We start from the raw sequence: 22248 nt of genomic DNA, 5'->3' as shown, positions 1-22248 counted from the left end.
ACAGTATATCGCCACAGAAGAGAAGGTGAACACCACGAACCCCCCGGAACAGGATCCTCGCATTTACTTCGCGGCCGAGCGCACCTTTCTGGCATGGCTCAGGACGGGCCTGGCCCTCATGGGCATCGGCTTTGCGGTTGCTCGCTTTGGGCTGTTTCTGCGCGAGATTCAACCCACCGCTCTGCCGCATGCACCGCAAAGCTCGGGAATGTCGCTTGTGCTCGGAGTCTGCCTCGTCGTTCTTGGCGTCGTGGTCGACCTGTTGGCGACCGTGAACCATGTCCGCCTGGTTCGCGAGCTTCGCGAAGGAACGTGGCAGCCAGGCCGCGTTTCAGTGGTCGCCATCGGGCTCGCCGTATTTCTCGCCGTCTGTGGCGCAGCGATGGCGAGCTACCTCATTGCGATCCGTTGAATCCGGCCCATGGCGGCCCACCTACACAGCCACTGGGCTTGGTGGAAACAGTCTCAGGCGAAGGCGATGACCAGGGCGCCGGCTGTCACCAGCCCGCCGCCGATGAGCTTGGCCGGCGTCATCGCCTCGCCGAAGAAGATCCAACCGCACAGGATCACGATCGCCACGCTCAGTTTGTCTATCGGAGCAACTCCCGAGACGGGCCCCAGCGAGAGTGCGCGGAAGTAGCAGAGCCAGCTGAGGCCGGTGCCAAGACCGCTGAGCGCCAGGAAGATCCAACCGCGGCGGCTGATCTGCCCGATGCCATGGTGCGCGTCGAAGGCCAGCGCGATTCCCCAGGCGAAGACAACCACCACGCTGGTGCGGATCGCCGTGGCGAGGTTGGAGTCGATCTTTTCGACTCCGACCTTGGCCAGCACCGCCGTGGCGGCCGCGAAGATCGCCGAGAGAAACGCCCAGAAGACCCAGGACATGGATGGTTCCCCGCTGTCAGTCGTTCATTTTCAGGTACGGCAGCCCCGTTGAAGCCGTCGTCGGGAGAGCCACGCTAACGCGTAGCGCCAACACGAAGTGCTACAACGCAGCGCCAACGCAGAGGGCTCCCCTTACATCTTGATCGTGTCGAGGTCTACCAGCTCCCACTCGCCGCGCTCGATGGCGTCGCGGATCTGCGCAGGGGAGCGGCCCTTCTTGGTCTCCTGGTAGGTGTAGGCCGCTTCCTTCATGCAGGTCGAGCAGGCAGCGCCGTGCGTGACTTCGAAGCAGCTGTGGAGGCTCTTGTGGCCCATGCCGCGGTCGCAACGGCAATAGCATGGCTCCTGCCACAGAACGCGTTCCACGGAGGCGGCCATCTTGTAGCTCGTCACCTGGTAGCCGTGCGTGAAGTATTCGCCGGAAAGTTGTGTGCCGTGCATCAGGGGCGGCATCGCTGCGCTGGGCGCGGCCGGATGGTAGGCGGGAACATCAGAGGCAGGACCGAACTGCGCATACGCGCCGACGGTCAACAGGGCAGCGGCCAGACATCCAAGCACACGCTTCATGGCAAGGATGATATCCGAATCGGAAGGGAAGCGGAGACGCTCCAGCGACGCCTTCCGGCCCGGGCAAAAAAAGACGCCATGGATAGTTTCCTATCCATGGCGGGAGGCCAGTGACGCAACTTGTGTCGAGCGGTATCGCTCGAAAAGTCTCGATCTTGTGAGGTGGACTCAGTAGGTGAGCACCCAACCCCTCGTGATCTGTTTACACAATACCATATTCGAGAAATCTTGCAATACGTTTCCTTGTAGAAGGCGTATTTTTCTTTCCTTGTACTGCAAGGCATTGATTACAGTGATGATGGCTTGGGGCCACAAAAGCCGTCTGCACCACAAACGGTCAGCCGAGCTGGTTCAGGTGCCCAGCCATATCCACATCCACAGAGGTTATGCCGCCTGCATCGTGCGTCACCAGGGCCAATCGGACCCGGTTGTATCGGATGTCGATGTCCGGATGGTGGCCTGCGGCTTCGGCGGTGGCGGCTACGTGGTTCACGAAGAGCATGGCTGCAACGAAGTCGGGAAAGCTCCACGTACGCACCAGTTCGCCTCCGTCAAAGGTCCAGCCCGGCAGCCGGGTGATGGCGGCATCCAATTCGGCGGAGTCCAGCTTCTTGAGAACTTCCATCGTTCCTCCTGTCGGGCTGCCGCAGCGGGCCTAGACCTTGCCCTTGATCGCGTCGGCGGCCGGGTCGGCGCTGACCTTCCCGGCATCGCGTTCGGCTTTCTTTGCGGTGGCCCAGCCTTCCTTGGTCACCTGACGGCTGCGGCCAAGGGCCAGAGCGCCAGCGGGCACATCGTCTGTGATGCAGGAACCGGCCGCGACGTACGCTCCGTCGCCGACTGTCATCGGCGCGACCAGCGTGGAGTCGGAGCCGATGAAGACGCCATCGCCGATGGTCGTCGTGTGCTTGTGCACGCCGTCGTAGTTGCAGGTAATGGCTCCCGCTCCGATGTTCACGCCTGAGCCGATGACGGCGTCGCCGAGATAGCTGAGGTGGTTGGCCTTGGAGCCCCTGCCCAGCTGCATCTTTTTGGTCTCGACGAAGTTGCCGATGTGGGCGGCCTCGCCGATATCGCTGCCTGGGCGGATGTGGGCGTAGGGGCCGATCAGCGCTGCCTCGCCAATGATGGCGTCTTCCATGAGCACGCCGTTGCGGATGAGGGTGCCAGCGCCGATCACGGAGTCCTTGATGACGGAGTAGGAGCGCACGCGGCAGTCCGGGCCGATCTTCGTCAGGCCCAGGATCTGCACGAAGGGCTCGATCACCGTATCCGCGCCGATCTCGACCTCGGAGTCGATGACGCAGGTATCTGGCCGGAAGATGGTGACACCCTGCGCCATCAGCTTGCCAGCAATCGCACGACGCATGGCAGCGTCCAGGTGCATCATCTCGGCGATGGTGTTGGCGCCGAGCACCTCATCCACGCTCTCAGCCTTGAGAGCGACGACGCGCAGGCCTTCGGCGACCATCAACCCCGCCACGTCGGTCAGGTAGTACTCTCCGTTGGCATTGTTGGTGCTCAGGCGATCCAGGTAGTTGAACAGCGCCGAGGTGCGAAAGCAGTAGATGCCCGAGTTGATCTCGCGCACGCTGCGCTGCTCCGGCTTCAGGTCCCTCTGCTCGACGATGGCTTCGACGATGCCCGGAGCCGAGGGAGCTTCGCGGCCCTCGCGAGCGTAGCTGGAGCCGGGACCGCCCTTGCGAATCACCCGGCCGTAGCCGAAGGGATCATGCGGTTCGGCAGTCAGGATGGTCATCGCCGCGTCCTCGCCGCGATGAAAGCTGGCGAGGGCCTCAAGGGTCGTGGGGCGGATCAGCGGCACGTCGCCGGAGAGCACCATCAGGTGCTCGGGAAGCTTCTCGCCCGCAGCGGCCAGCCGTGCAAACTCCTCCTTGACCACCTGCATGGCGTGTCCTGTGCCGCGCTGCTCGGTCTGGAGCACGAAACGTACCCCGGTGTCTGCGACAGCCGCACGCACCTTCTCGGCCTCGTGGCCGATGATGCAGAAGATCTCCTGAGGCGCAGCCACGCTCTTCGCCGCTGCGATGACATGGCGAAGCAGCGACTGCCCGCCGATCTCATGCAGTACCTTGGGACGCTTTGATTTGAGCCGAGTGCCTTTGCCAGCCGCGAGGATTGCTACGCCGAATGCGTTGGTGTCCATATCGCCCACCATCATCTCATCTTGAGATGTCGGCGATGGAGCACAAGTCATTCGGCTGCCCGCTGAAGGTCAGCCCTCGCGGCAAAGTCCCACAATGGCTGCACCATAGCGGTCGAGCTTCTCCGGCCCGATGCCCTTGATGCGTTCCAGCTCCGGAATGGACTTCGGCATGGAGAAGGCAATGGAGCGGAGCACAGAGTCGGCCATCACGAAGAAGGATGGTCGGCCCGCAGCTTTGGCCTCGTCGCGACGCCAATTGCGGAGCCGCTCTTCGAGAGCCTTCTGCTCTGTGCTGAGCTCGACCTCGGCGGCAGCAGGCGCACTCACCCGGTCTCCGCGACTTTGCGCGCTGGTTCGGGAGGCCTTGCGGGGAGGCGCGCTCTTCAGGCCCGAGGTCTCATCACGCAGCCGGACGGTGTCCAGGTCCGCGGCGTCCGCGGTGCGGCCCTCGTAGGTCACCGTCGCCTTTCGGTAGCTGATCTCGCGACCATCCTCTGCCTTGAAGGTGTCGGCGGCGATGGTCAGCATGCCCGCGCGGGCCAGGGCGTCGAGCACCCGGTCGAAGTCGCGGCGGTCGGCGCGGGGAGCGATCTCGGTGAAGAGCTTGCCGGTGGAGGTCGAGCGGGACACAAGCGACGCGAGCGCCTGCCGCATCCAGCCGAGTTCTTCGCGCGTGGGATCACGCATCGACGCTTCATTGGGCTTGCAGATGTCGCAAAGGCCGCAGCTCACGATGCGGTCGCTGGTGTCGCCGAAGTGCCGCACCAGCGCGGCCATGCGGCAGTCGGTGCCCTCGGCGAAGGCGATCATGCGGTCGATCTGCGAGCGGCGATGCGCCACCTGCAACTCGTAGTCGGCAGTCCAGCGCATGGCCCGCGGCGGCTCCGCAGCGCGGCGTACCTCGCCGTTCATCTCGACATAGGCGACGCCGTTCCCGGTGAGCTTCTCGATGGCGCGCTGGACGGTCTCGAGGTCCATTCGCAGCGGCTTGCATAGGGACTCCATCGCCACGGGCTCGTCGGTCAGCATCGCCGCCACGCGCTCCAGCTCTCGAACCTCCGGATAGCTCTTCTCCAGGAAGAACTCCTGCGTCTTGCGGTCGGCGAAGCTGTGCAGCAGCACCGTGCGGGAGAGGTTGCCGTCGCGGCCGGCGCGGCCGATCTCCTGATAAAAGGCCTCGACTGTGGAAGGAAGCGCGACGTGGATCACGGTGCGCACGTCGGCCTTGTCGACGCCCATGCCGAAGGCGACCGTGGCAACGACGACCTCCAGCTCTCCCGAAGCAAACGCCCTGGCAACGCGCTCACGGGTCGCGGGCTCCAGTCCGGCGTGGTACGCGGCAGCGGGAAACTTCTTGCCCAGCGTACCGGCCAGCTCCTCGGCCTGCTTGCGGCTTGCGGCATAGACGATCGCTGGCCGTGCCGCCTTCTCGCGCAGCAGGTTCATCGTGTACTCAGCGCGCTGAGGCTTGGAGAGCTCGATGACCTCTACGGCGAGGTTCGTGCGGCGGAAGCCGGTGATGAAGACGGCAGCATCCTCAAGGGCGAGCTGGCGAACGATGTCCTTCTGAACCTCGGGAGTAGCTGTCGCCGTGAGCGCGATGATCGGCGCCGGGCGCAACGCCTGCAGGTGTTGGCCGAGGGTGCGGTAGTCGGGGCGAAAGTCATGTCCCCACTGCGAGATGCAATGCGCTTCATCAACCGCTACTAGAGCTGGTTTCCGGCGAGCCAGCATCTCCGGGAAGCCAGGGACTCGCAGGCGTTCGGGGGCGATGAAGAGGAAGTCCAGCTCTCCATCGAGATAGGCCCGGCAGGCCGCCCGAGCTTGTTCGCGGTCGAGCCCGGAATGTACCCGTCCCACGCGCAGGCCAAGCTGCTCCAGCTTGGAGGCCTGATCGTCCATCAACGCGATGAGAGGGGAGATGACAAGGCCGGTCCGGCGACGCAACCTGCCCGGCTCCAGCTGCGACTGCTCTCCTGGAGCCTCGAAGGCATCGTCAGGGTCGCTTGTGTCTGCGGCTCCGAGGGCCAGAGCCGGGAGCTGATAGCAGAGGCTCTTTCCGGCGCCCGTTGGCATTACGAGCAGGACATCCCGCCCACTGGCGGCAGCCTCGCAGACCTTCTGCTGGTGGGGCCGGAACTCGCGATGCCCGAAGACCCGGTGCAGCAGCTCACTTAGTTCGGTCAGGGTCGCATCGGCAGGCATCGGTCTGGCCTAATCTTCGCATATTCTTTGCCGCCCACTGGTACCGCATCTCCACAGCAGGAAGGTTTCAGGGCGGATTGAGATATCAGGGGGCGCTCCGTGAGACTCCACTGCATCAAGCTCCGTCTACCACTCAACACCCAAAACTCAACTCCATCTGGAGGCTGTACGCAATGCGCCGCCTGGTTACCGCATCCCTGTTGCCTGCTGTCCTGGGCCTGACCTGCTCGCCCATGTTTGCCCAGCGCCCCACACGGCCTGCTGCCGACGCTGCTCCCGCAGCCGGTGAGGCTCCGGGGCTCCCCATTCCTCCTGAAAAGGAAGTCAAGACCCAGCATGAGTGGACCGGTGGCGGCAAGACGATCCACTACACCGCCTCGGCTGGCAACCTGCTGATCAACGACAACGACGACAAGGCCATCGGCAGCATGTTCTACGTCGCCTACACGGCCGACGGCGCCAAGTCCGAAGACCGCCCGGTCACGTTCTTCTACAACGGCGGCCCCGGTTCGGCGACCATCTGGCTGCACATGGGCTCCTTCAGCCCGGTGCGCGTGGAGACCGACAGCCCCAAGGCGACCCGCCCCGCGCCGCACCCCTGGGTGAACAACGAGTACAGCCTGCTCGACAAGTCGGACCTCGTCTTCATCGACGCTCCGATGACTGGCTTCTCGCGCCTCGCAGGCAAGGGCAAGGCGTCGGACTTCGCCGGCGTCGATCAGGACGTTGCGGCCTTCCGCAAGTTCATCGAGCGCTACATCACGATCAACCAGCGTTGGAACTCGCCCAAGTACCTCTTCGGTGAGAGCTACGGGACGCCCCGCTCGGCCGCACTGGTGGCTGCGCTGAACAACGACGGCGTCCAGTTCAACGGGGTCGTCCTGCTCTCGTCGATCCTCAACTACTACATGCGGTCTCCTGGCTATGACATTGCAGAGATTACCTATCTGCCCAGCTACGCCGCAATCGCCTGGTATCACAACAAGGTGCCGCACACGGGCACGATGCAGGACTTCGTACAGAAGGCCCGCGTCTTCGCCCGCGGCGAGTATCTGAACGCGCTTGAGCAGGGCGACATGCTGCCCAAGGCCGAGTTCGACGCCATGGCGGCGAAGGTTGCGGCCTTCACCGGCCTCAGCGTGGACTACGTCAAGAAGTCGCACCTCCGCATCGAGGCCTCGCACTTCCGCGCCGAACTTCTCCGCGACCAGGAAGAGCAGATGGGCCGCTACGACGCTCGCTTCCTCGGACCGGACGCAGATGGCGTCGAAGAGACAGCCAGCTTCGATCCTTCGGACACCGGAATCTCCGGCCCCTTCGTCGATGCCTTCCACACCTACCTCATGACCCAGCTCAACTACACGACCTCCGAGCCCTACAAGCTGAGCTCGGGCGGCAACGGCGGTTGGGACTGGCATCATCAGCCCTCCGGCATGCGCGGATTTGGCGGCGGTGGCGGCGGCGGCATGCCTCAGCCTGACACCGTCATCGACCTCGCGGACGCGATGCGCAAGAACCCTGCGCTGAAGGTCTTCTCGGCCAACGGCTGGTTCGATCTCGCCACTCCGTTCTTCGGGACCGAGCATGATCTGGCCCAGATGATGCTGCCGGACAACATCAAGACCAACGTCAGCTTCGGCTACTACCCGGCCGGGCACATGGTGTACCTCAACGTCGACGCGCTGCACCAGATGCACGACGACCTGGAGAAGTGGTACCCCACGGCTCTCCGCAAGTAAGCACCAGAACGCGAGCCGCCAGTTCCTCCGGGAGCTGGCGGCCTTCGCTTTTTTAGCCGAGAAGGCGGCGCTCACAGCAGTTCCCGGAAGCCGGCCTGGGCCCTCCGAGCCGGAATGGGGGATTTCGCGTCAAAAGATGGTAAACTAAGGTGTTCGCCCGGGACGCTGTCCCGGCGTGGAAAGGACCCAAGAACTTGGCAAAGCGCCGCGGCAATCCTAACTGGGGCAAGCCCGAACCGATCGGCCCCGTCGTTCCGACCATCACTTCCTTCGAGCAGATTGTGAAGGAGTACAAGCTGACCCCGGACCAGTACGTCCGTTCGACTCGCCTGCGCGAGTGGGCCCGCCGTAACAAGAACTCCAAGTACATCCCTGAAGCGTTGCTTGAAGCCTGGGGCTTCGAGATCGAGTCGACGCTGTAGATTCGTCCGGCTCTCTTCAGACGTACCACGCAGACCCCGCCACCTCGGCGGGGTTTGTTCGTTCCGGGCATCTTCCGCCGATGCGACAGGGACAAACCGATCCCAAGAGATCAACTCATACAATTCCCCCATGCAGCGTGTGCTCGCCTATGCGGCGATCTATCTCTTTTGGGGAGCATCCTTCCTCGCCATCCGGGTGGTGGTGGCGGACGTCCCGCCGATCTTCGCCGCCGGAGTGCGCTTCTTCCTGGCCGGACTGCTGCTTGTGGCCTACGCCTTCGCCCGGCGGTTGACCCAGCCGAAGGGCATCGAGTGGCGCAACCTGATTGTCGTCGCGCTCATTCTCTTCGTCGGAGACTACGCTCTGCTGTTCCTCATCGAGCAGAGGCTGGTGTCGGGGTTGGCGGCTGTTACCGCTGCCACGATCCCGGCACAGATCTTTGTGTTCGAGTGGCTTTGGGTTCGTCGCGTCCGTATGACCGCGATGACGGGACTGGGGTTGCTCCTCGGACTCGGTGGAGTCGTAGCCCTCAGTCTGCCGGCGAACTTCCTCGTCACCCACAAAGGTCTGAACCGCTATGTACTGCTCGGATTCCTGGCGGCGACCTTCTGGGCGTTCGGGACGGTCCTGAGCACGCGACTGACGCTCCCCAAATCTCGGCCTGTCCTGGCAGGCTGGCAGATGACCGTGGGAGGACTGGCCTTGCTCGCGCTCTCCGGAGCTTCCCGGGAGTGGGGGCACGTCTCAATCGTGGCGTTCACTCCAAAGGTCATCTGGAGCATGCTCTACCTGATCTTCTTCGCCTCGCTTCTGGCCTTCAGCGCGTACGTCTACCTCCTCCAGCATGAACCTGCCCGGCGGGTCGCCAGCTATGCCTACGTGAACCCCGTCCTGGCTCTGATCCTTGGCGCGGTACTGGCGGGCGAGACACTCTCGCCGCGACAGTATGTGGCCTGCGGAGTCATCGTCGCGGGGGTGCTCATCACCCTTCTCGGCAGGGACGCCGCCATCAGGCCCACACGAGCCTGAGGGGACATCGTCTGCCATAGCTTTACGGGACTTTCCGCGGATACCGTTTCACGCCGGGTCTGACACGTGACCGAAGTCCGGCGGAGGCGCGATACTGGAGGAGAAGGAGTCTCACCATGCCCGATTCGCCCAAGTCCCCGTTCTCGTCTATTCCTGAGGCCGTTGCTGAAATGCAGGCAGGGCGCATGGTGGTCGTCATCGACGACGAGGACCGCGAAAACGAGGGCGACCTCACGCTCGCTGCCGAGTTCTGCACGCCTGAGGTCATCAACTTCATGGCGAAGTTTGGTCGTGGGCTCATCTGCCTGACGCTGACCGAAGAACGCGCCGACTTTCTGCGCCTCGGCCCCATGACCCAGGACAACACCTCGCGATTCGGCACCGCCTTTACCGAGACCATCGAAGCCCGTGAGGGTGTGACGACCGGCATCAGCGCTGCCGATCGTGCCCACACCATCCAGGTGGCCATCTCCCCCGGAACCTCGCCGACCGACCTCGCGCGGCCCGGACATGTCTTTCCGCTTCGCGCCCGTCGCGGCGGTGTCCTGGTGCGCGCCGGGCAGACCGAGGCTTCGGTCGATCTCGCTCGGATTGCAGGCCTCATTCCCGCAGGAGTGATCTGCGAGATCATGAACGACGATGGCACGATGGCTCGTGTGCCCGACCTGATCCAGTTCTGCCGCGAGCACGACATGAAGATGGTCACCGTCGCAGAGCTCATCAAGTACCGCCTGCAGCATGAGCGCTACGTTTCGCGCTCTGGCGAAGGCGTGCTGCCGACCGAGCACGGCGAGTTCCGCATGATCGCCTACAACAGCTCGCCGGGAATGGCTCCAGCAGACGCCGCCGACGGTGCGGAATCCCATGTTGCGCTGGTCTACGGCGATATTGCCGAAGCCACGAAGAGAGGCGAACCGCTGCTGGTTCGCGTGCACACCCATTGCCTGGCGGGAAACGTCTTCGGCTCAAAGCTCTGCGACTGCCACGCCACGGTCGAAGCCTCGATGGAGGCCATCGCAAAGTCCGGCGCCGGCATCCTCCTGTACCTGCATCACACGCAACGCGGCTTTGGGATCGACCGCAATCCCATGCCCAACCGTTTGATCCTGCATCAGAGCGGAGGCCGCCCGGCATCGGCGCCGGTTGAGCGCGACTCGCGCGAACTTCGCGTCCTGCGGCAGGTTGGCCTCGGTGGCCAGATCCTTTCGGATCTGGGCGTCAGAAAGATTCGCCTCCTCACCAACCACCCCACGCACGTTCCAGCGCTGCACGGCTATGGCATCGAGATCGTCGGGCAGCAGGCGATCCCTGTCCCTGAGCGCGCAACGAGTACGAAGGCTGCAGTCGAAGAGCCCGACGCCTGCTAAACACCGTTACTGCACTGTCAGGTTCAGGGTCACGCTGGATGTAATCGTGGTCCCACTGGTTGAGGTTGCGGTGACGACGTACTGGTAGCTTCCGGCAGGCGTGTTGAGCGTGCCGGAACTTCCACCGCTCCCGGTGCCCGTCAGCGGCGCAGACTTCCCGCCGCATCCTGCCAGCGCGAGCGTGGCGGAAAGCCCAAACCCGGCCAGCAGCACCACCGTGGCCACGTAAGATCTTCTGCGCCGCGCCCCACCCAGCAGCAGCATCCCAACCACCGGAAGTGTCGTCAGCCCGATACTCCATCCGGGGCGCAGACTCGTCACGAGCTTGGTGATCGTATTGATCGTCGCCGTGGAGGGCTGTGCTCCTGCGGTGATCGTGAGCGTCGATGGAGCGATCGAGCACGTGGCGTACTGCCCCCCGGCGATCGCGGTGCAGGTGAGTGCCACCGTCCCGGTAAAGCCATTGATCGGGGTGAGCGTCAGCGGAAAGACCGCAGGCGAACCGCTCGCGACCGTCGCCGATGCGGTTGTCTGTCCGCCGTTGACCGTGAGGGCAAAAGAGCCGGCCAGTGTCACTCCTGCGCCGGACAGCGGGATGATCGCCGGTCCACTGGGATCGGAGCTGGAGACCGTCAGGGTAGCCGCTCGCGAACCGCCAGCCGCAGGCGTAAAGCTGACGATGGCCGTGCAGAAAGCTCCCGGCTGCAAAGTGCCGGGGCAGGGCGTAATCACCGAGAAGTCCGCAGCGTTGCTCCCTGAAATCGACGCGGAGATGTTGGCCACCGGCGCGGTGCCCGTGTTGGTCAACGTCAGGTTCAGCGTTCCGGAAGATCCCAGAGCGATCGTGCTGAAAGCCAAAGCTCCCGGTACGACGGTCAAGGTGGCAATGACTGCGGTTCCCGTCAGCTGGACCGTGAGCGGCTGAGTCCCCGCACTCGTCGAGAGGCTGAGCGTGCCTGTCGCTGTTCCTTGGATCGTCGGGGAGAAGCCCACGCTGAGCGTGCAGGTTGCGCCCACAGCCAGGGAAGCTCCCGGCAGAGGGCACGTACCCGCGCTTGCGGTGAACGCTCCCGTGGCAGCGACTGCATTGAATACGACCGGCGTCGTGCCGGAGTTCATGACCGTCACGGACGCGGTGCCGGTAGCCCCAACGTTCACCGTTCCAAACGCGACCGTGGTGGGGTTCAGCTGCAACTCCGACGTGCCCGCGCTGCCGACGACGCTGATGAAGTCCAGCGCCGCCGACCCGTTCGTGACGATCCCGATGGCTTCGGCTCGCGTTGTTGCGGTGCTTGCGGTCGTCGGTGTGAAGGTGACACTGAGGGTGCACGTGGCAGAAGGCACCAGCGCACCGCACGTGGAGGTCGTGGTGAAGTCCGCCGGTGCATGGATGCCGCTCATTCCCAGCAACGTCGTTCCCGTGTTAGTGAGCGTCACGGTCTGCGGTGCCGAAGCATTGCCGATACCGGTGGGAGGAAATGTCAGCGATTGCTCCGACAATGAGTACGCAGCGACGACCGCGCTGCTCGCAGGGCTCGGTGATATGACGGCTCCGGCGGTGCCAATGAGCTCCAGCACGTCGGGGCTCGAGACAGCGTCGCTCTCGATGGTGAGCAGCCCCGCATCGTTCCGCGGTGTCGCGGAGGTCCCCGTTGCGACCTCGTAGATCGGCGCATAAGTGAGCACGATGTTGCAGGTAGCCGAAGGCGCGAGAACGGTTCCGCAGGTAGTCGTGGCGAGGAAAGGCGGCTGGCTCACGACCCGAAGCACGTTCAGGGGTGCGGTCCCGTTGTTCGTCACGACGATTGTCTGCGTCGTGGTTTGGCCGCTTGTCGCCTGGCCAAAGTTCAGTGGCGCCCCTGGAGCATTGCTGCCGGAGAGGCTGAGTGAAGCGCTGCCTGTTCCATAGCCCTGCAGATACGCAAGCGCCTGGACGGCACTGGCGCCGTCCACAGCGGTCCCATCCGCAGGCGCTCCATTCGCAAAGAGCGTTCCGGTGAGAGCGCCGGCGGTCAAAGGAAGATAGTCGACGGTGAACGTGCAGCTGGCATTGGCTGCGATCGTGGGGCAAGGCGCAGGGGCGTCGAGCGGGAAGTTGCGCGGCGCGGTAAACGAGACCACAAGCGCCTTCGCGGTCAGGTTGTTCAGGGTGAACAACCTCGTCGTCCCGGCTGTTGCTGTCGCTGCGGAGCCGAAGTTCACCTGCCCGGGCACGAGCTCAAGGCCTGCCTGCTGCGTGGTGTAAGAGCCCGTGAGCGGGACCGTGTAGGTCGTCGTACTGACCTGGCCGTTGATGGTGGATGTGACGGGGATCGAAAGCGTGGCGCTTACCGTTGCACTTTGCGGTGCGAAGGTGACGGTGACTGTGCATGTCGCCTGCACGGCAAGCGCTCCGCAGGTCGAGGTTGCGGTGAAGCTCGCATCGCTGCTGAGAGGTGTGCCGATGCTGAGGTTCACGCTGCCGGTATTCGTCAGCGTGATCTGCTGCTGCGTCGCCGTGCTGTTCGGTGCGTTGGTGAAGGTCAGTGCATTGGATGAGAGAGCAAACCCCGGATCGGAGAGACCGAAGCCGGTCAGGCTTGCCGTGACGGTTCCTTGATCGGTCGCGATGGTGAGAGTCCCGGTCCGGTCGCCGGTCGCCGTGGGAGCGAACTGGACCGCGACAAAGCAGGAGCCCGTTTCGACCAGCGCACCCGAGCAGGCCGCACCCCCACTCTGATTCGTGACGACATGGAAGTCGCCCGTCGCAGCCACCGTCTGGATGTTCGCAGTTGCAGGAGAAGCCAGCAGGTTCGCAAGCGTGAAGACGATGGGCGCAGAGGAGCTGTTGACCGCAAGCGGGCCAAAGTCCCGCACCGTGGGGGAGAGCAGCAGCCCCTGCACCGGCATCGCAGTCGCGCTGAGGCCGACCACGTACGAGTTGCCTCCGCTGATCGTGTTGAAGCTCAGCGACACCGACTGCGCGCCCGCAGTCTGCGAGAGAAAGCGCACGCCAAGGTAGCAGCCGTTGCAGGCGCCAGACACAGTCTGCGCAAAGGCCGCCGGAGAGATCGCAGTCGGCGCGCTGCCGGTGTTGGGCTCAAGCACAACGCTGAACTGAGGGCTGGCGCTGGCGACCGTAAGCGACGTCAGCGGCTGTTGCACCAGGTACCACGCGACCAGCGGTTCACCAGCGTACGTCTGACCAAGGCTCAGGTTGCCGTTGTTCGACGGAAGAATCGGAAGCGCGGTGCCGCTGAGGGAAACGACAGTAGGCGCGAACGTTGTGCCCGTCGAGATGCTGAGCACGCCGCTGCGCGCTCCGGGCTGCGAAGGCGCAAAGGTAAGCAGCGCCTGGCAACTTGCTCCGGCGGCCAGGGTGGCTCCGCAGCCGCTGGCCATCGTGAAGTCACCGTTGACAGCCAGCGACGGCGCGAGCGGAACTGCCCCGGTATTGCTCACGGTGATCGTCTGCGTGGTGGACGAGTATCCCGTCGTGACCACCGGGGTCGCGAACGAGATCGCGCTCGGGCTCACGGACAGGCTTGGGTTTGTCGCGCTGCCTGTCGTGCCTTGCTGGGGCCTTGTCTGGCCTGCAATCAGTACGCTCAACCCGTCGTCAAGGTTGAGCGTGGCTGTATCTTCGCTCGTCGTCGATGGAGCGTTGTAACCGATCGCGATCTGACAAACGGTGTGCGGATCGAGGACCGTTGGGCAGCCGTCGCTGACGCTGAATGGAGAGCTCGCCGGGAGCCCCGCCCGGGTGTGCGCGATCGCCGTGCTGCCGTCGTTGGAGAGGTAAAGGTAGCGCGGAAGCCGTATCGACGAAGCCCCAGCGAACTGCACGCCGAAGTCGACCTCCTGCGCCGAAAGGTTCAGGGCCGAGACCTGCGACCAGCCGGTAAGGATCACGTCACGTGTCCCCACCAGCCATGGCTGGCGCACTGCGGTGTCGATCGACGACGATGCCGTGAGCGAGAACACGACGTGGCAACTCGACGATGCGGCCACCACAAAGGTGCCCGCTCCAGTGCCAGCTGCGCAGTCCGTGGAGCTCGCCGAGAGCGCATAAGGCGTGCTCGATGCGCCCCCGTCAGGCTTCACCGGAAAGCTCTGCGGCGTTCCTGTCAGGTTGGTGATGGTGAGCGTCTCCGTAGCAGGGGAGCTCGTTGAGGTCACGATCCCGAAGTCAAGCTCGAAGGTGCTCAACGCAATGGCACTGGCGGTTGCTGTGGTCGCGGGGAGGCTGAACGTCTGCGTATCCGCGTTGGAGGAAGAGACCGTCAACGAGCCCGGGCCAGTGCCCGCTACCGTGAGCATGCATTGGCTCGACGGAGCCAGCGTCGTGCCGCAGGTTGTCGCAGACAGCGAGTAGCCGCTGATCGCGAAGCCGAGGCCTGTCGCCGTGGCTGACCCCAGGTTCCTCAGGATAAGGTTCGGCAGGCTGTCCACGGAGAGCGCAAGGCTGGGCTGCGAGCTGGCCGTCTCCACCAGCGCCAGCAGCCCCGCGGATGCCGTGCATTGCCCGCTGCCACATGCCGCGCCGGTGACCGCATCGTGCAGGGCGTTGGGCAGAGCGGTGCTTGGGGCTGCTGCCAAGGGAAGGTCAAAGGCCTCGCTGGTGGCGAGCGCGCCGCTGATCGTCACGCTCTCGACCATGGGGAGAGCGGCTGTGGTGCCCGCGTTGCTCACGGCGGGCGCCGCGGGCGCGCTGGTCACCGTGGCGTAACCCGCGTTGCTGGTGGGCAGGCCCCCGAAGCGCAGCGTCTGGTCGAAGCCGTAAGCCGAGTTGAGATGCAAGAGAGCGGAATCTCCCAGGCTGTAGCCGGGCGGCGTCGCTCCGGGAAAGAGCGGCGTCGAAATCGACGCCGAGACCCACGCTGTGCCGCCGCCGGCAGGCGTGACAAAGCTGGCGCTGGCCGGAACCGTGATCGCCGAGCCCGTAACGCTTTGCCCGTCCAGTGGAAGGCGCAGCACCGACTGGTAGCTCGCCGAGGTCAACGGGCCCGATACGGTTGCGATAGGGAACTGCCCGGGTGCCACGTTCCCCGCAAGCAGCAGGGAGTTGGTCGCATGATCCAGAGCCATGCCCGTGATGCCCGTCCCGGGAATGAAGCTGGAGAAGACAAGGGCGCTTCCCGTCGGATTCAGCCTGGTGAGGAACCCTGCCGTCGTTGTGGCATCGCCGATCATCTCGGGTACAAGCGCGGCGAAGGTGGGATAGCCGCTGGAGCTCGTGGCGCCGGCAATGTACGCGTCATCAGTGGTGTCCGCCGCGATCGCCGCGGGCACGGTGTTGCCGTTCACTCCCGTGAGATACGTGGCGTAGACCAGAGTCGTGCCGTCGGTGCTGAAGCGTTCCACGAAGCCGTTCTCGCTCGAGCCTTCGGCCGGTGCCTGCTGCAGCCCCGCCGAAGTGACCGGGAACGAAGGATTGAAGGTGATGCCCGTGACGAAGACCGCGTCAGCCGTTGCCGCAACGCTCGCTGCTGCCGTGGCGCGTGATCCCAGGAAGGTCAGGAAGGCGAGGTTCAGGTTCGCGTCATACTTCGCCAGAAAGCTGTTCGTCGAGTTGTCCGCGCGAGTTGGGAAGGCTGCCCCTCCGGTGCCGGCGAGGGTCGAACTGCTCGTCGTGCCGGTGACGTAAAGGTTTCCGGCTGGATCGAAGGCCATCGCGAGCCCGGCATCCCCGGTCGCCCCCTGCTGCGTTTGAGCAAGCACCTGTGTCGCGCTCGAGTTGAACTCCAGTACGCGGACGCCGTCGTGCTGGTCGAGCAAGACGTACAGGTTCCCGTTTGGACCAAATGCCGCCGCGCGAAACGCCCCATGGCCGCCTGAAGTGCGAAGCCCCTGCAACGTAACAGCCTGCGTAGCGTTCACCGCCTGCGCCGCAGCCGATTCGACCCCGCCCAGACACGCCATGATGGCTAGGAGGGCGAGCAGCAGGGAAGGGTGCACACGGGTTCGCAGGGTCATCGCAGAGCGGCCGCTGGTCACTCCGCGTGCGGCCTGTCTCCATACGAATGCAAATCAGTACAGTCGCGGTGTACGAAGATAAAACGAAGATGAGTCAGGGCTCAACCAGGTCCCGAATCGGAACCGGTCTGCGCTATAGAGCCGCCGTCTACGCCAGTCCCAGCGCTTCGATCTCGCGAATAAAGGCCGCGTGGTCCGTATATTGGATCGCCCGCATGCCGGCGGCGCGAGCGGCCGCAATGTTCTCCGCGCGGTCGTCGAGGAAGAGAATCTCTTCCGGCGCGACGCCCAGTCCCTGCGCTGCATGCTCGTAGATCGCGGCCTCCGGCTTGGCGATCTTCAACCGGTGCGAGAAGGTCAGGTGGTCGAAGTCCTTTAGCCAGGGGCAGCGTTCGAGCACACCGTGCTCCATCGCATCGCCGATGTTGGAGAGGATGCCGCGCTTCAGCCCACGTGCCGGAAGCGAGCCGGCCCACGCCACCATCGGCTCATTCAGCTGCGTCCAGAGGTCGGTATCGGCCTTGCGGAGCGTCTCTTCCTGCTCGGCGGTGATGGTCCGCCCCAGGTCGCTGGCGACCGCAGACCAGTAAGTGTCCGCGTTCAACGTACCGCGGTCGTAGTCATGGCGATGACGCCAATAGGCGGTGTGAAACGCCTCCTCGTCCGCGCCGAACACGGCCTTGAGTCGCTCCCAGGCGGCTGGAACCGGTGCGGTGCTGAGCACCTGGCCATAGTCAAAGAGGACGGCGCGGATCGGCTGAGAGGACGGCATCGTGACACCATTGTAGGGAACGATGAAATTCTCCGAACGAACCAGCTGGGAGCTTGAAGAAAACACCCTGACCGTGGCGACCCGCGACGCGCGGGCGCTGGCACGTGCACAGGGACGTGAGCTCTTCGACCTCACCGCATCCAATCCCACCTTTTGCGGATTTCACTACGATCCCGCGCTGTGGCTCGCTCCCCTGGCGAGTCCCAACGCCATGCGGTACGAGCCGGACTCGCTCGGCATGGCGCATGCGCGAGAGGCCGTCGCCCGGTACTATCGCGACCACGGCGTCGATCTCGCGATTGAGACTCTCTGCCTCACCACCAGCACCAGCGAAGCCTACAGCTTCCTCTTCCGGCTGCTTTGCAACCCAGGCGATGAGGTGCTGATTGCGCGTCCCAGCTATCCGCTGTTTGACTACATCGCGCAGCTCGATGCTGTGCGCCTCCGAGAGTATCCGCTATGGCTCGATCCCGGTGCGACCATCGACGGAGACCACGCCTGGCACATCGACTTCCAGGCGTTGGAGGAGCTCATCGGCGAGCGCACGCGGGCCATCATCGTCGTCCATCCCAACAATCCCACTGGAAGCCTGGTATCGCCGGAAGAGCGCGCGCAGCTCGATCGCCTGTGCGCGAAGCACTCTCTCGCCCTCATCGTCGACGAGGTCTTTCTTGACTACGCCATCGGTGGCGCAGATGCGAAGACCTTCGCCGATGGTGGTGAGGCGCTGACCTTCGTGCTCAGCGGACTGAGCAAGGTCTGCGCTCTGCCGCAGATGAAGCTTTCCTGGATAGCGGCTTCCGGACCGAAGGCCGTGGTGCGCGCGGCGATGGAGCGTATCGAGATCATCGCCGACACCTTCCTCTCCGTCAACGCACCCACCCAGTGGTCGTTGCAGCCATGGCTCCGGGCACGCGAAGCGATGCAGCGGCAGATTCGCGAGCGTGTCACAGCGAACCTCGCGCTACTCGACCAGCGCCTGAAGGACACCCAGGCGCAGCGTATGCCGCTGGAGGGTGGCTGGACGGCGATCCTGCGTGTACCTCGGGACCGTGCGATCACGAATGGCGAGTTGGCCGATTTCGCTCTCGGTGCCCTGCATCAAGGTGTGCTGGTGCAGCCGGGGGACTTCTACGGTCTGGGTGCAGGGCGTTGCGTGCTCAGTCTGCTGACGCCGCCGGAGATCTGGAGCGCAGGCCTCGAACTCCTGCCCATCGACTGAGCGTTACCCCAGGAATCGCGCCCTGCTTTGGCCTCGCCCCTCATACCTCTAAAGCTTCATCTGCGTAGCGATGTAAGGCGAGAACTCGCTCAGCGAGCAGCCTCACCCACATACGGGTTTGAGACGCGTTCCTCGAGGATCGTCGTGTCCGGTCCATGGCCGGGTACGACGACGGTCGCGCCAGGTAGCGGCAGCAGGCGTTCTTTGATCGATGCAAGCAGCTTGCCGGTGTTGCCTCCAGGAAAGTCGGTGCGTCCCACGCCCCCGGCGAAGAGCGTGTCACCGGCCAGGAGCAGTCCCTCCGCCGGGATCCACAGACTCAGGCTGCCTTCGGTGTGTCCGGGCGTGTGCAGCACGGTCGCATCGATACCACCGACAACCAGGTGCTCTTCATCGGCGGGAGAGTGGTCCGGCGGCCGCACGTCGGGCTCGCCCAGGGCGCCCTTCGGTATCCCCACCCAGGTCGGCTGGTCGGCCATGATCGCAACCAGCGGCAGGTCCGCCTTGTTGTAGACGATCGGGGCTCCGGTCAGCTGCTTCAGCTCCTGCGCGCTGGCGATGTGATCGAAGTGCGCGTGGGTGATCACGATCTTCCGGGCGGTGAGCTGGTGTTTCGCCAGCGCGGAGAGGATCTGCGGGATGTCCGCACCGGGGTCCACGACGATTGCCTCGCGCGTGGTCTCATCCCCCAAGATGGTGCAGTTGCAGCCCAGCAGGCCGACAGGAAGTGTCACACGGATCAAGGCTTGTTCCTCCGAGGGCGAGCGGTGGGTCTGCAAACGAAAACGCAGGCCGGGAAGGCCTGCGTCGATCGTACGCGCCGGGAAATCCGCGCGGGGAAGCTACTTCTTGCCCTGGCTCTGCGTCATGTGCGAGAGCACGGAGCCGTTGCTGCTGGTCGTGCGGGTCAGGATGATCGTCAGCGAGATCGAGGTCAACATGAAGATCACCGCCGACCAGGTCGTGAGCCGCGTCAACAGGTTGGCCGCGCCGCGCGGACCGAACGCGGTCTGCGAACCCTGACCGCCGAAGGCGTTGGCGATATCAGCCGACTTGCCCTGCTGCAGCAGAACAACGCCAATGAGGAACAGGCAGACAACAACGTGAAGGGTAATCAGCAGTGCGACCATCGGTTGGAAGGCAATCTTTCGCGCCACTCAAAAGCGGCAGAGGTTTCGCATCGCGCGCCGCAGAGGTGCTACGGAAATCGCTGGAATGCTCGGTTCAGTTTACCACCGTTCCCCTGCGGAACTCTGACGGAAGGGAATCCGATTGAGTTCCGCAGAGAACGGGAGAAAAGCTCCTACTTTGGCTGCGCGGCCAGGTAGCTGCCGTAGCCTACGACGATCGTCGAGCCGATCAGCAGCAGCAGACCGCTAAAGACGAGCGCCCGGGTGCGGAAGCTCGTACCCTTCCACTCCTTCAGCGCCAGTCCCCACAGGTTCGCAAAGATGATGATGCTGGCCATGTGCAGCGTCCAGCTGGCGAAGTCGTACTTGCCCATCTTCGTCTGGCCCATCGAGTAGAAGAAGAACTGGAAGTACCAGATCACCCCGGCCGAGGCTGCGAACAGGTAGTTCAGGATCAGCACGCGCCCGTTGATGTGTCCGATGTAGTCGCGCGGGTCGAAGTCCACCAGCGTTTCGCCCGTGACCGCTGCGGTTCCCATCGGGTTGTCACCCGGCGTGCCCGTAAACTGCGCAAAGCTGTGGTTCTTCGCGAGCAGGATCAGCGACCACACAAAGTTGGTGATGAAGCCGCCCCACAGCACCACGATCAGGATCGGCAGGTTCGAGTACAGCGTCGCCCGGCCGGAGGTCTTGAGCACGGCCAGCGTCATGTCGCCGATGGGTTTGCCGGCATCGAGGCCAATCGCGAAGAACGAACTCATGATGCCAGCGAAGATGGCGATGACCAGGCCCTTGGCGAACGAGTAGTCGCGCTCGCCGGTCTCAGCCTTCTCTTCAGGGGTGATCTCGCGTTCCTTGCTGGCTCCCGCAGCGCCGCTCACGGCGATCGCCACGAGCGACAGTCCGACGCCCGCCAGGGTGATCCTGCCCGAGGTCGAATGCACAATCGGACCCATCATGCCGTGCCACAGCGGCGGAATGACGGTCCCGAAGGCGGTGCAGAAGCCCAGCGCGATGGCATATCCCAGCCCCAGGCCGAGATAGCGGATGGCCAGTCCGAACGTCAGACCGCCCACGCCCCACAGCAGGCCCCAGAACATCGGCCACCAGATGTTTCCCGGCGAAAGCTCGTGTGCTGCTTTAAGGATGGCGAAGGGGTGGGGAACGAAGATCAGCGCCAGCACGGTTGGGGCGATCAGCCAGGCCGCGATGCCCTGGATGATCCAGTACACCTCCCACGACCAGCGCTTGATTCCACGAAACGGAATGAAGTTGGTGGCGGAGGCAAAGCCTCCAATCCAGTGGAAGATGACACCAAGAAACGGATTCGGGTTCACTCGTGGTCCTCGATCTGAAAGGGTTCCTGCCGTCGCGGAACTTCGCTGATCCGCTGCGTCGCCATGCTATCCGAACCGCCCTTGTCGTGAGACGCTGGGAGGATCAGAACAGACGACCGTCATGGACGGTTGCGGACGTTCTTTTCGTGGGTTTGTTTCAATACGTATTATAGTTCCGATTGGAAAACTGCCTGCCCCGATAGAGGGCTGTCAAGTCTCGAGGGAATCGCACCATGTCTTCGGCTACCGACGAAAAAGTATTTGCAGCACTGAATGAGTTCTTTATCGAGATCCCCTCGTGGGGCTTCGCCAACACTGGAACACGCTTCGGCAAGTTCCAGCAGGCCGCTGCCGCCTCCACCATCGAGGAGAAGTTCGCCGATGCCGCAGAGGTTCACCGCCTGACCGGTGTGACCCCGACCCTCGCGCTGCACGTCCTGTGGGACCTCCCCAACGGCGTCTCTGACGTCGCGAACATCCAGAAGCTCGAGTCCGCGACCGGTATCCGCCCGGGTTCGATCAATCCGAACCTCTTCCAGGATGCCGAGTACAAGTTCGGCTCCATCTGCAACCCGGATCCCAAGGTCCGCGAGCAGGCGCTCGCCCACCTGATCGACTCAGTCGAGATCGGCAAGGCACTCCGCTCCGCCGAGGTCTCCCTTTGGATCGCCGACGGCTCCAACTATCCCGGCAGCCAGAGCATCCGCCGTCGCATCGACTGGATGAAGGAGGTCCTGCGCGCGACCCACAAGGCGCTCGGCCCCGACCAGATCATGCTCGTCGAGTACAAGCCCTTCGAGCCCGCCTTCTACCACACCGATATCGCTGACTGGGGCATGGCCATGGAGCTCTCCCGTGACGCCGGCCCGCAGGCCCGCGTGCTGGTCGACACCGGCCACCACTACCAGTCCACCAACATCGAGCAGATCGTGGCCTGGCTGCTCTCCTGCAACCAGCTCGGCGGCTTCCACTTCAACGACCGCAAGTACGCCGACGACGATCTCACCATCGGCTCCATCGACCCCTACCAGGTCTTCCGCATCTTCAGCGAGCTGCTGGTGGAGAAGACCCTCCGCGGCGGCAAGAGCTTCCCGGCCTTCATGATCGACCAGAGCCACAACCTCAAAGGCAAGATGGAAGCGATGGTGCAGACCGTGTGCACCGCGCAGGAGCTCTTCGCCAAGGCCGCGCTCATCGACCAGGAAAAGCTCGCCGGGCTGCAGGACTCCTGCTCGCTGGTCGAAGCCGAAGAGCTCTTCCGTGGCGCCTTCTGGACGGATGTCCGTCCGCTCGTCCGCGAGTGGCGCGTAGCCCGTGGCCTCTCTGCCGATCCGCTCGCAGCACTTCGCGAGAGTGGCTACATGGAGAAGATCACCGCCGAGCGCAAGGAGAAGAACGCGAAGGGGCAGAGCTCCTACGCGTAATCCGCAAATTGGAACGGCAGCCTCAT

17 protein-coding genes are annotated in these 22248 nt (G+C 64.0%); 7 read left to right on the top strand and 10 right to left on the bottom strand.

Annotation, left to right across the window (positions count from 1 at the left end):
• Positions 1–25 precede the first annotated feature (25 nt).
• Complete coding sequence (locus tag C4S68_RS04735) at positions 26–412, top strand: YidH family protein (RefSeq protein ID WP_103931807.1); 387 nt, start codon at positions 26–28, stop codon at positions 410–412.
• A 53-nt stretch (positions 413–465) separates the two neighbouring features.
• Here the strand turns inward: C4S68_RS04735 and C4S68_RS04730 are convergent, their stop codons facing one another.
• The 5 genes from C4S68_RS04730 to C4S68_RS04710 form a co-directional block, all read right to left on the bottom strand.
• Positions 466–885 carry an EamA family transporter gene (locus C4S68_RS04730; protein WP_103931806.1) on the bottom strand — a complete coding sequence of 140 codons (420 nt, stop codon included), beginning with the start codon at positions 883–885 and terminating at the stop codon, positions 466–468.
• Positions 886–1017: 132 nt separating this feature from the next.
• Positions 1018–1452, bottom strand: coding sequence for a CYCXC family (seleno)protein (locus C4S68_RS04725; protein WP_103931805.1), 435 nt, complete (start codon positions 1450–1452; stop codon positions 1018–1020).
• A gap of 337 nt (positions 1453–1789) precedes the next feature.
• A complete protein-coding gene (locus tag C4S68_RS04720) occupies positions 1790–2077 on the bottom strand; it encodes a 4a-hydroxytetrahydrobiopterin dehydratase (RefSeq protein ID WP_103931804.1) in 288 nt (95 codons plus the stop codon).
• Between the two features lie 30 nt (positions 2078–2107).
• Entirely contained in the window at positions 2108–3619 is a 1512-nt protein-coding gene (gene glmU, locus C4S68_RS04715; RefSeq protein WP_103932191.1) for a bifunctional UDP-N-acetylglucosamine diphosphorylase/glucosamine-1-phosphate N-acetyltransferase GlmU, read from the bottom strand.
• A gap of 69 nt (positions 3620–3688) precedes the next feature.
• Complete coding sequence (locus tag C4S68_RS04710; RefSeq protein ID WP_103931803.1) at positions 3689–5824, bottom strand: RecQ family ATP-dependent DNA helicase; 2136 nt, start codon at positions 5822–5824, stop codon at positions 3689–3691.
• Between the two features lie 173 nt (positions 5825–5997).
• Here C4S68_RS04710 and C4S68_RS04705 point away from each other — a divergent pair, with 173 nt between their 5' ends.
• The 4 genes from C4S68_RS04705 (at position 5998) to ribB (ending at position 10382) form a co-directional block, all read left to right on the top strand.
• On the top strand, positions 5998–7563 hold the full coding sequence (locus C4S68_RS04705) for a S10 family peptidase (protein WP_103931802.1): 1566 nt from the start codon (positions 5998–6000) through the stop codon (positions 7561–7563).
• 194 nt (positions 7564–7757) lie between these two features.
• A complete protein-coding gene (locus C4S68_RS04700) occupies positions 7758–7985 on the top strand; it encodes a hypothetical protein (RefSeq protein WP_103931801.1) in 228 nt (75 codons plus the stop codon).
• Between the two features lie 130 nt (positions 7986–8115).
• A complete protein-coding gene (locus tag C4S68_RS04695) occupies positions 8116–9015 on the top strand; it encodes an EamA family transporter (RefSeq protein WP_103931800.1) in 900 nt (299 codons plus the stop codon).
• Positions 9016–9131: 116 nt separating this feature from the next.
• Entirely contained in the window at positions 9132–10382 is a 1251-nt protein-coding gene (ribB, locus tag C4S68_RS04690) for a 3,4-dihydroxy-2-butanone-4-phosphate synthase (RefSeq protein WP_103931799.1), read from the top strand.
• Between the two features lie 6 nt (positions 10383–10388).
• Here the strand turns inward: ribB and C4S68_RS04685 are convergent, their stop codons facing one another.
• Together C4S68_RS04685 and C4S68_RS04680 are read right to left on the bottom strand one after the other, a co-directional pair.
• Complete coding sequence (locus tag C4S68_RS04685; protein ID WP_146072010.1) at positions 10389–16337, bottom strand: beta strand repeat-containing protein; 5949 nt, start codon at positions 16335–16337, stop codon at positions 10389–10391.
• A gap of 148 nt (positions 16338–16485) precedes the next feature.
• On the bottom strand, positions 16486–17109 hold the full coding sequence (locus C4S68_RS04680; RefSeq protein ID WP_103931797.1) for an HAD family hydrolase: 624 nt from the start codon (positions 17107–17109) through the stop codon (positions 16486–16488).
• Positions 17110–17131: 22 nt separating this feature from the next.
• Between C4S68_RS04680 and C4S68_RS04675 the strand changes: the two genes are divergently transcribed.
• Positions 17132–18331: a pyridoxal phosphate-dependent aminotransferase gene (locus C4S68_RS04675; RefSeq protein ID WP_103931796.1), complete on the top strand. Its 1200-nt coding sequence runs from the start codon at positions 17132–17134 to the stop codon at positions 18329–18331.
• Positions 18332–18420: 89 nt separating this feature from the next.
• Here the strand turns inward: C4S68_RS04675 and C4S68_RS04670 are convergent, their stop codons facing one another.
• The 3 genes from C4S68_RS04670 to C4S68_RS04660 all read right to left on the bottom strand — a co-directional run bounded on the left by C4S68_RS04670 (position 18421) and on the right by C4S68_RS04660 (position 20798).
• Positions 18421–19065, bottom strand: coding sequence for an MBL fold metallo-hydrolase (locus C4S68_RS04670; protein ID WP_327333377.1), 645 nt, complete (start codon positions 19063–19065; stop codon positions 18421–18423).
• Between the two features lie 108 nt (positions 19066–19173).
• Positions 19174–19461 (bottom strand): preprotein translocase subunit SecG, encoded by a 288-nt coding sequence (gene secG / locus C4S68_RS04665; RefSeq protein WP_103931794.1) that lies wholly within the window; start codon positions 19459–19461, stop codon positions 19174–19176.
• A 173-nt stretch (positions 19462–19634) separates the two neighbouring features.
• The gene (locus C4S68_RS04660) at positions 19635–20798 is read right to left on the bottom strand and encodes an L-rhamnose/proton symporter RhaT (protein ID WP_103931793.1); all 1164 of its coding nucleotides are present in this window, start codon (positions 20796–20798) and stop codon (positions 19635–19637) included.
• A 233-nt stretch (positions 20799–21031) separates the two neighbouring features.
• On the opposite strand from C4S68_RS04660, the gene C4S68_RS04655 reads away from it, so the two are divergent.
• Positions 21032–22222, top strand: coding sequence for a TIM barrel protein (locus C4S68_RS04655; protein ID WP_103931792.1), 1191 nt, complete (start codon positions 21032–21034; stop codon positions 22220–22222).
• Positions 22223–22248: the final 26 nt, after the last annotated feature.

The sequence above is a fragment of the Bryocella elongata genome (assembly GCF_900108185.1).
GTDB lineage: Bacteria > Acidobacteriota > Terriglobia > Terriglobales > Acidobacteriaceae > Granulicella > Granulicella elongata.
The sequence above is the reverse complement of the archived record's forward strand: the minus strand, read 5'-3'. Positions and strand labels throughout refer to the sequence as shown.

Bases quoted from the DNA above. Each gene is read 5' to 3' on its own strand.
- C4S68_RS04730 (WP_103931806.1), bottom strand. From the start codon at position 885: ATGTCCTGGGTCTTCTGGGCGTTTCTCTCGGCGATCTTCGCGGCCGCC.
- C4S68_RS04725 (WP_103931805.1), bottom strand. From the start codon at position 1,452: ATGAAGCGTGTGCTTGGATGTCTGGCCGCTGCCCTGTTGACCGTCGGC.
- C4S68_RS04720 (WP_103931804.1), bottom strand. From the start codon at position 2,077: ATGGAAGTTCTCAAGAAGCTGGACTCCGCCGAATTGGATGCCGCCATC.
- glmU (WP_103932191.1), bottom strand. From the start codon at position 3,619: ATGGACACCAACGCATTCGGCGTAGCAATCCTCGCGGCTGGCAAAGGC.
- C4S68_RS04710 (WP_103931803.1), bottom strand. From the start codon at position 5,824: ATGCCTGCCGATGCGACCCTGACCGAACTAAGTGAGCTGCTGCACCGG.
- C4S68_RS04705 (WP_103931802.1), top strand. From the start codon at position 5,998: ATGCGCCGCCTGGTTACCGCATCCCTGTTGCCTGCTGTCCTGGGCCTG.
- C4S68_RS04695 (WP_103931800.1), top strand. From the start codon at position 8,116: ATGCAGCGTGTGCTCGCCTATGCGGCGATCTATCTCTTTTGGGGAGCA.
- ribB (WP_103931799.1), top strand. From the start codon at position 9,132: ATGCCCGATTCGCCCAAGTCCCCGTTCTCGTCTATTCCTGAGGCCGTT.
- C4S68_RS04685 (WP_146072010.1), bottom strand. From the start codon at position 16,337: ATGACCCTGCGAACCCGTGTGCACCCTTCCCTGCTGCTCGCCCTCCTA.
- C4S68_RS04680 (WP_103931797.1), bottom strand. From the start codon at position 17,109: ATGCCGTCCTCTCAGCCGATCCGCGCCGTCCTCTTTGACTATGGCCAG.
- C4S68_RS04675 (WP_103931796.1), top strand. From the start codon at position 17,132: ATGAAATTCTCCGAACGAACCAGCTGGGAGCTTGAAGAAAACACCCTG.
- secG (WP_103931794.1), bottom strand. From the start codon at position 19,461: ATGGTCGCACTGCTGATTACCCTTCACGTTGTTGTCTGCCTGTTCCTC.
- C4S68_RS04655 (WP_103931792.1), top strand. From the start codon at position 21,032: ATGTCTTCGGCTACCGACGAAAAAGTATTTGCAGCACTGAATGAGTTC.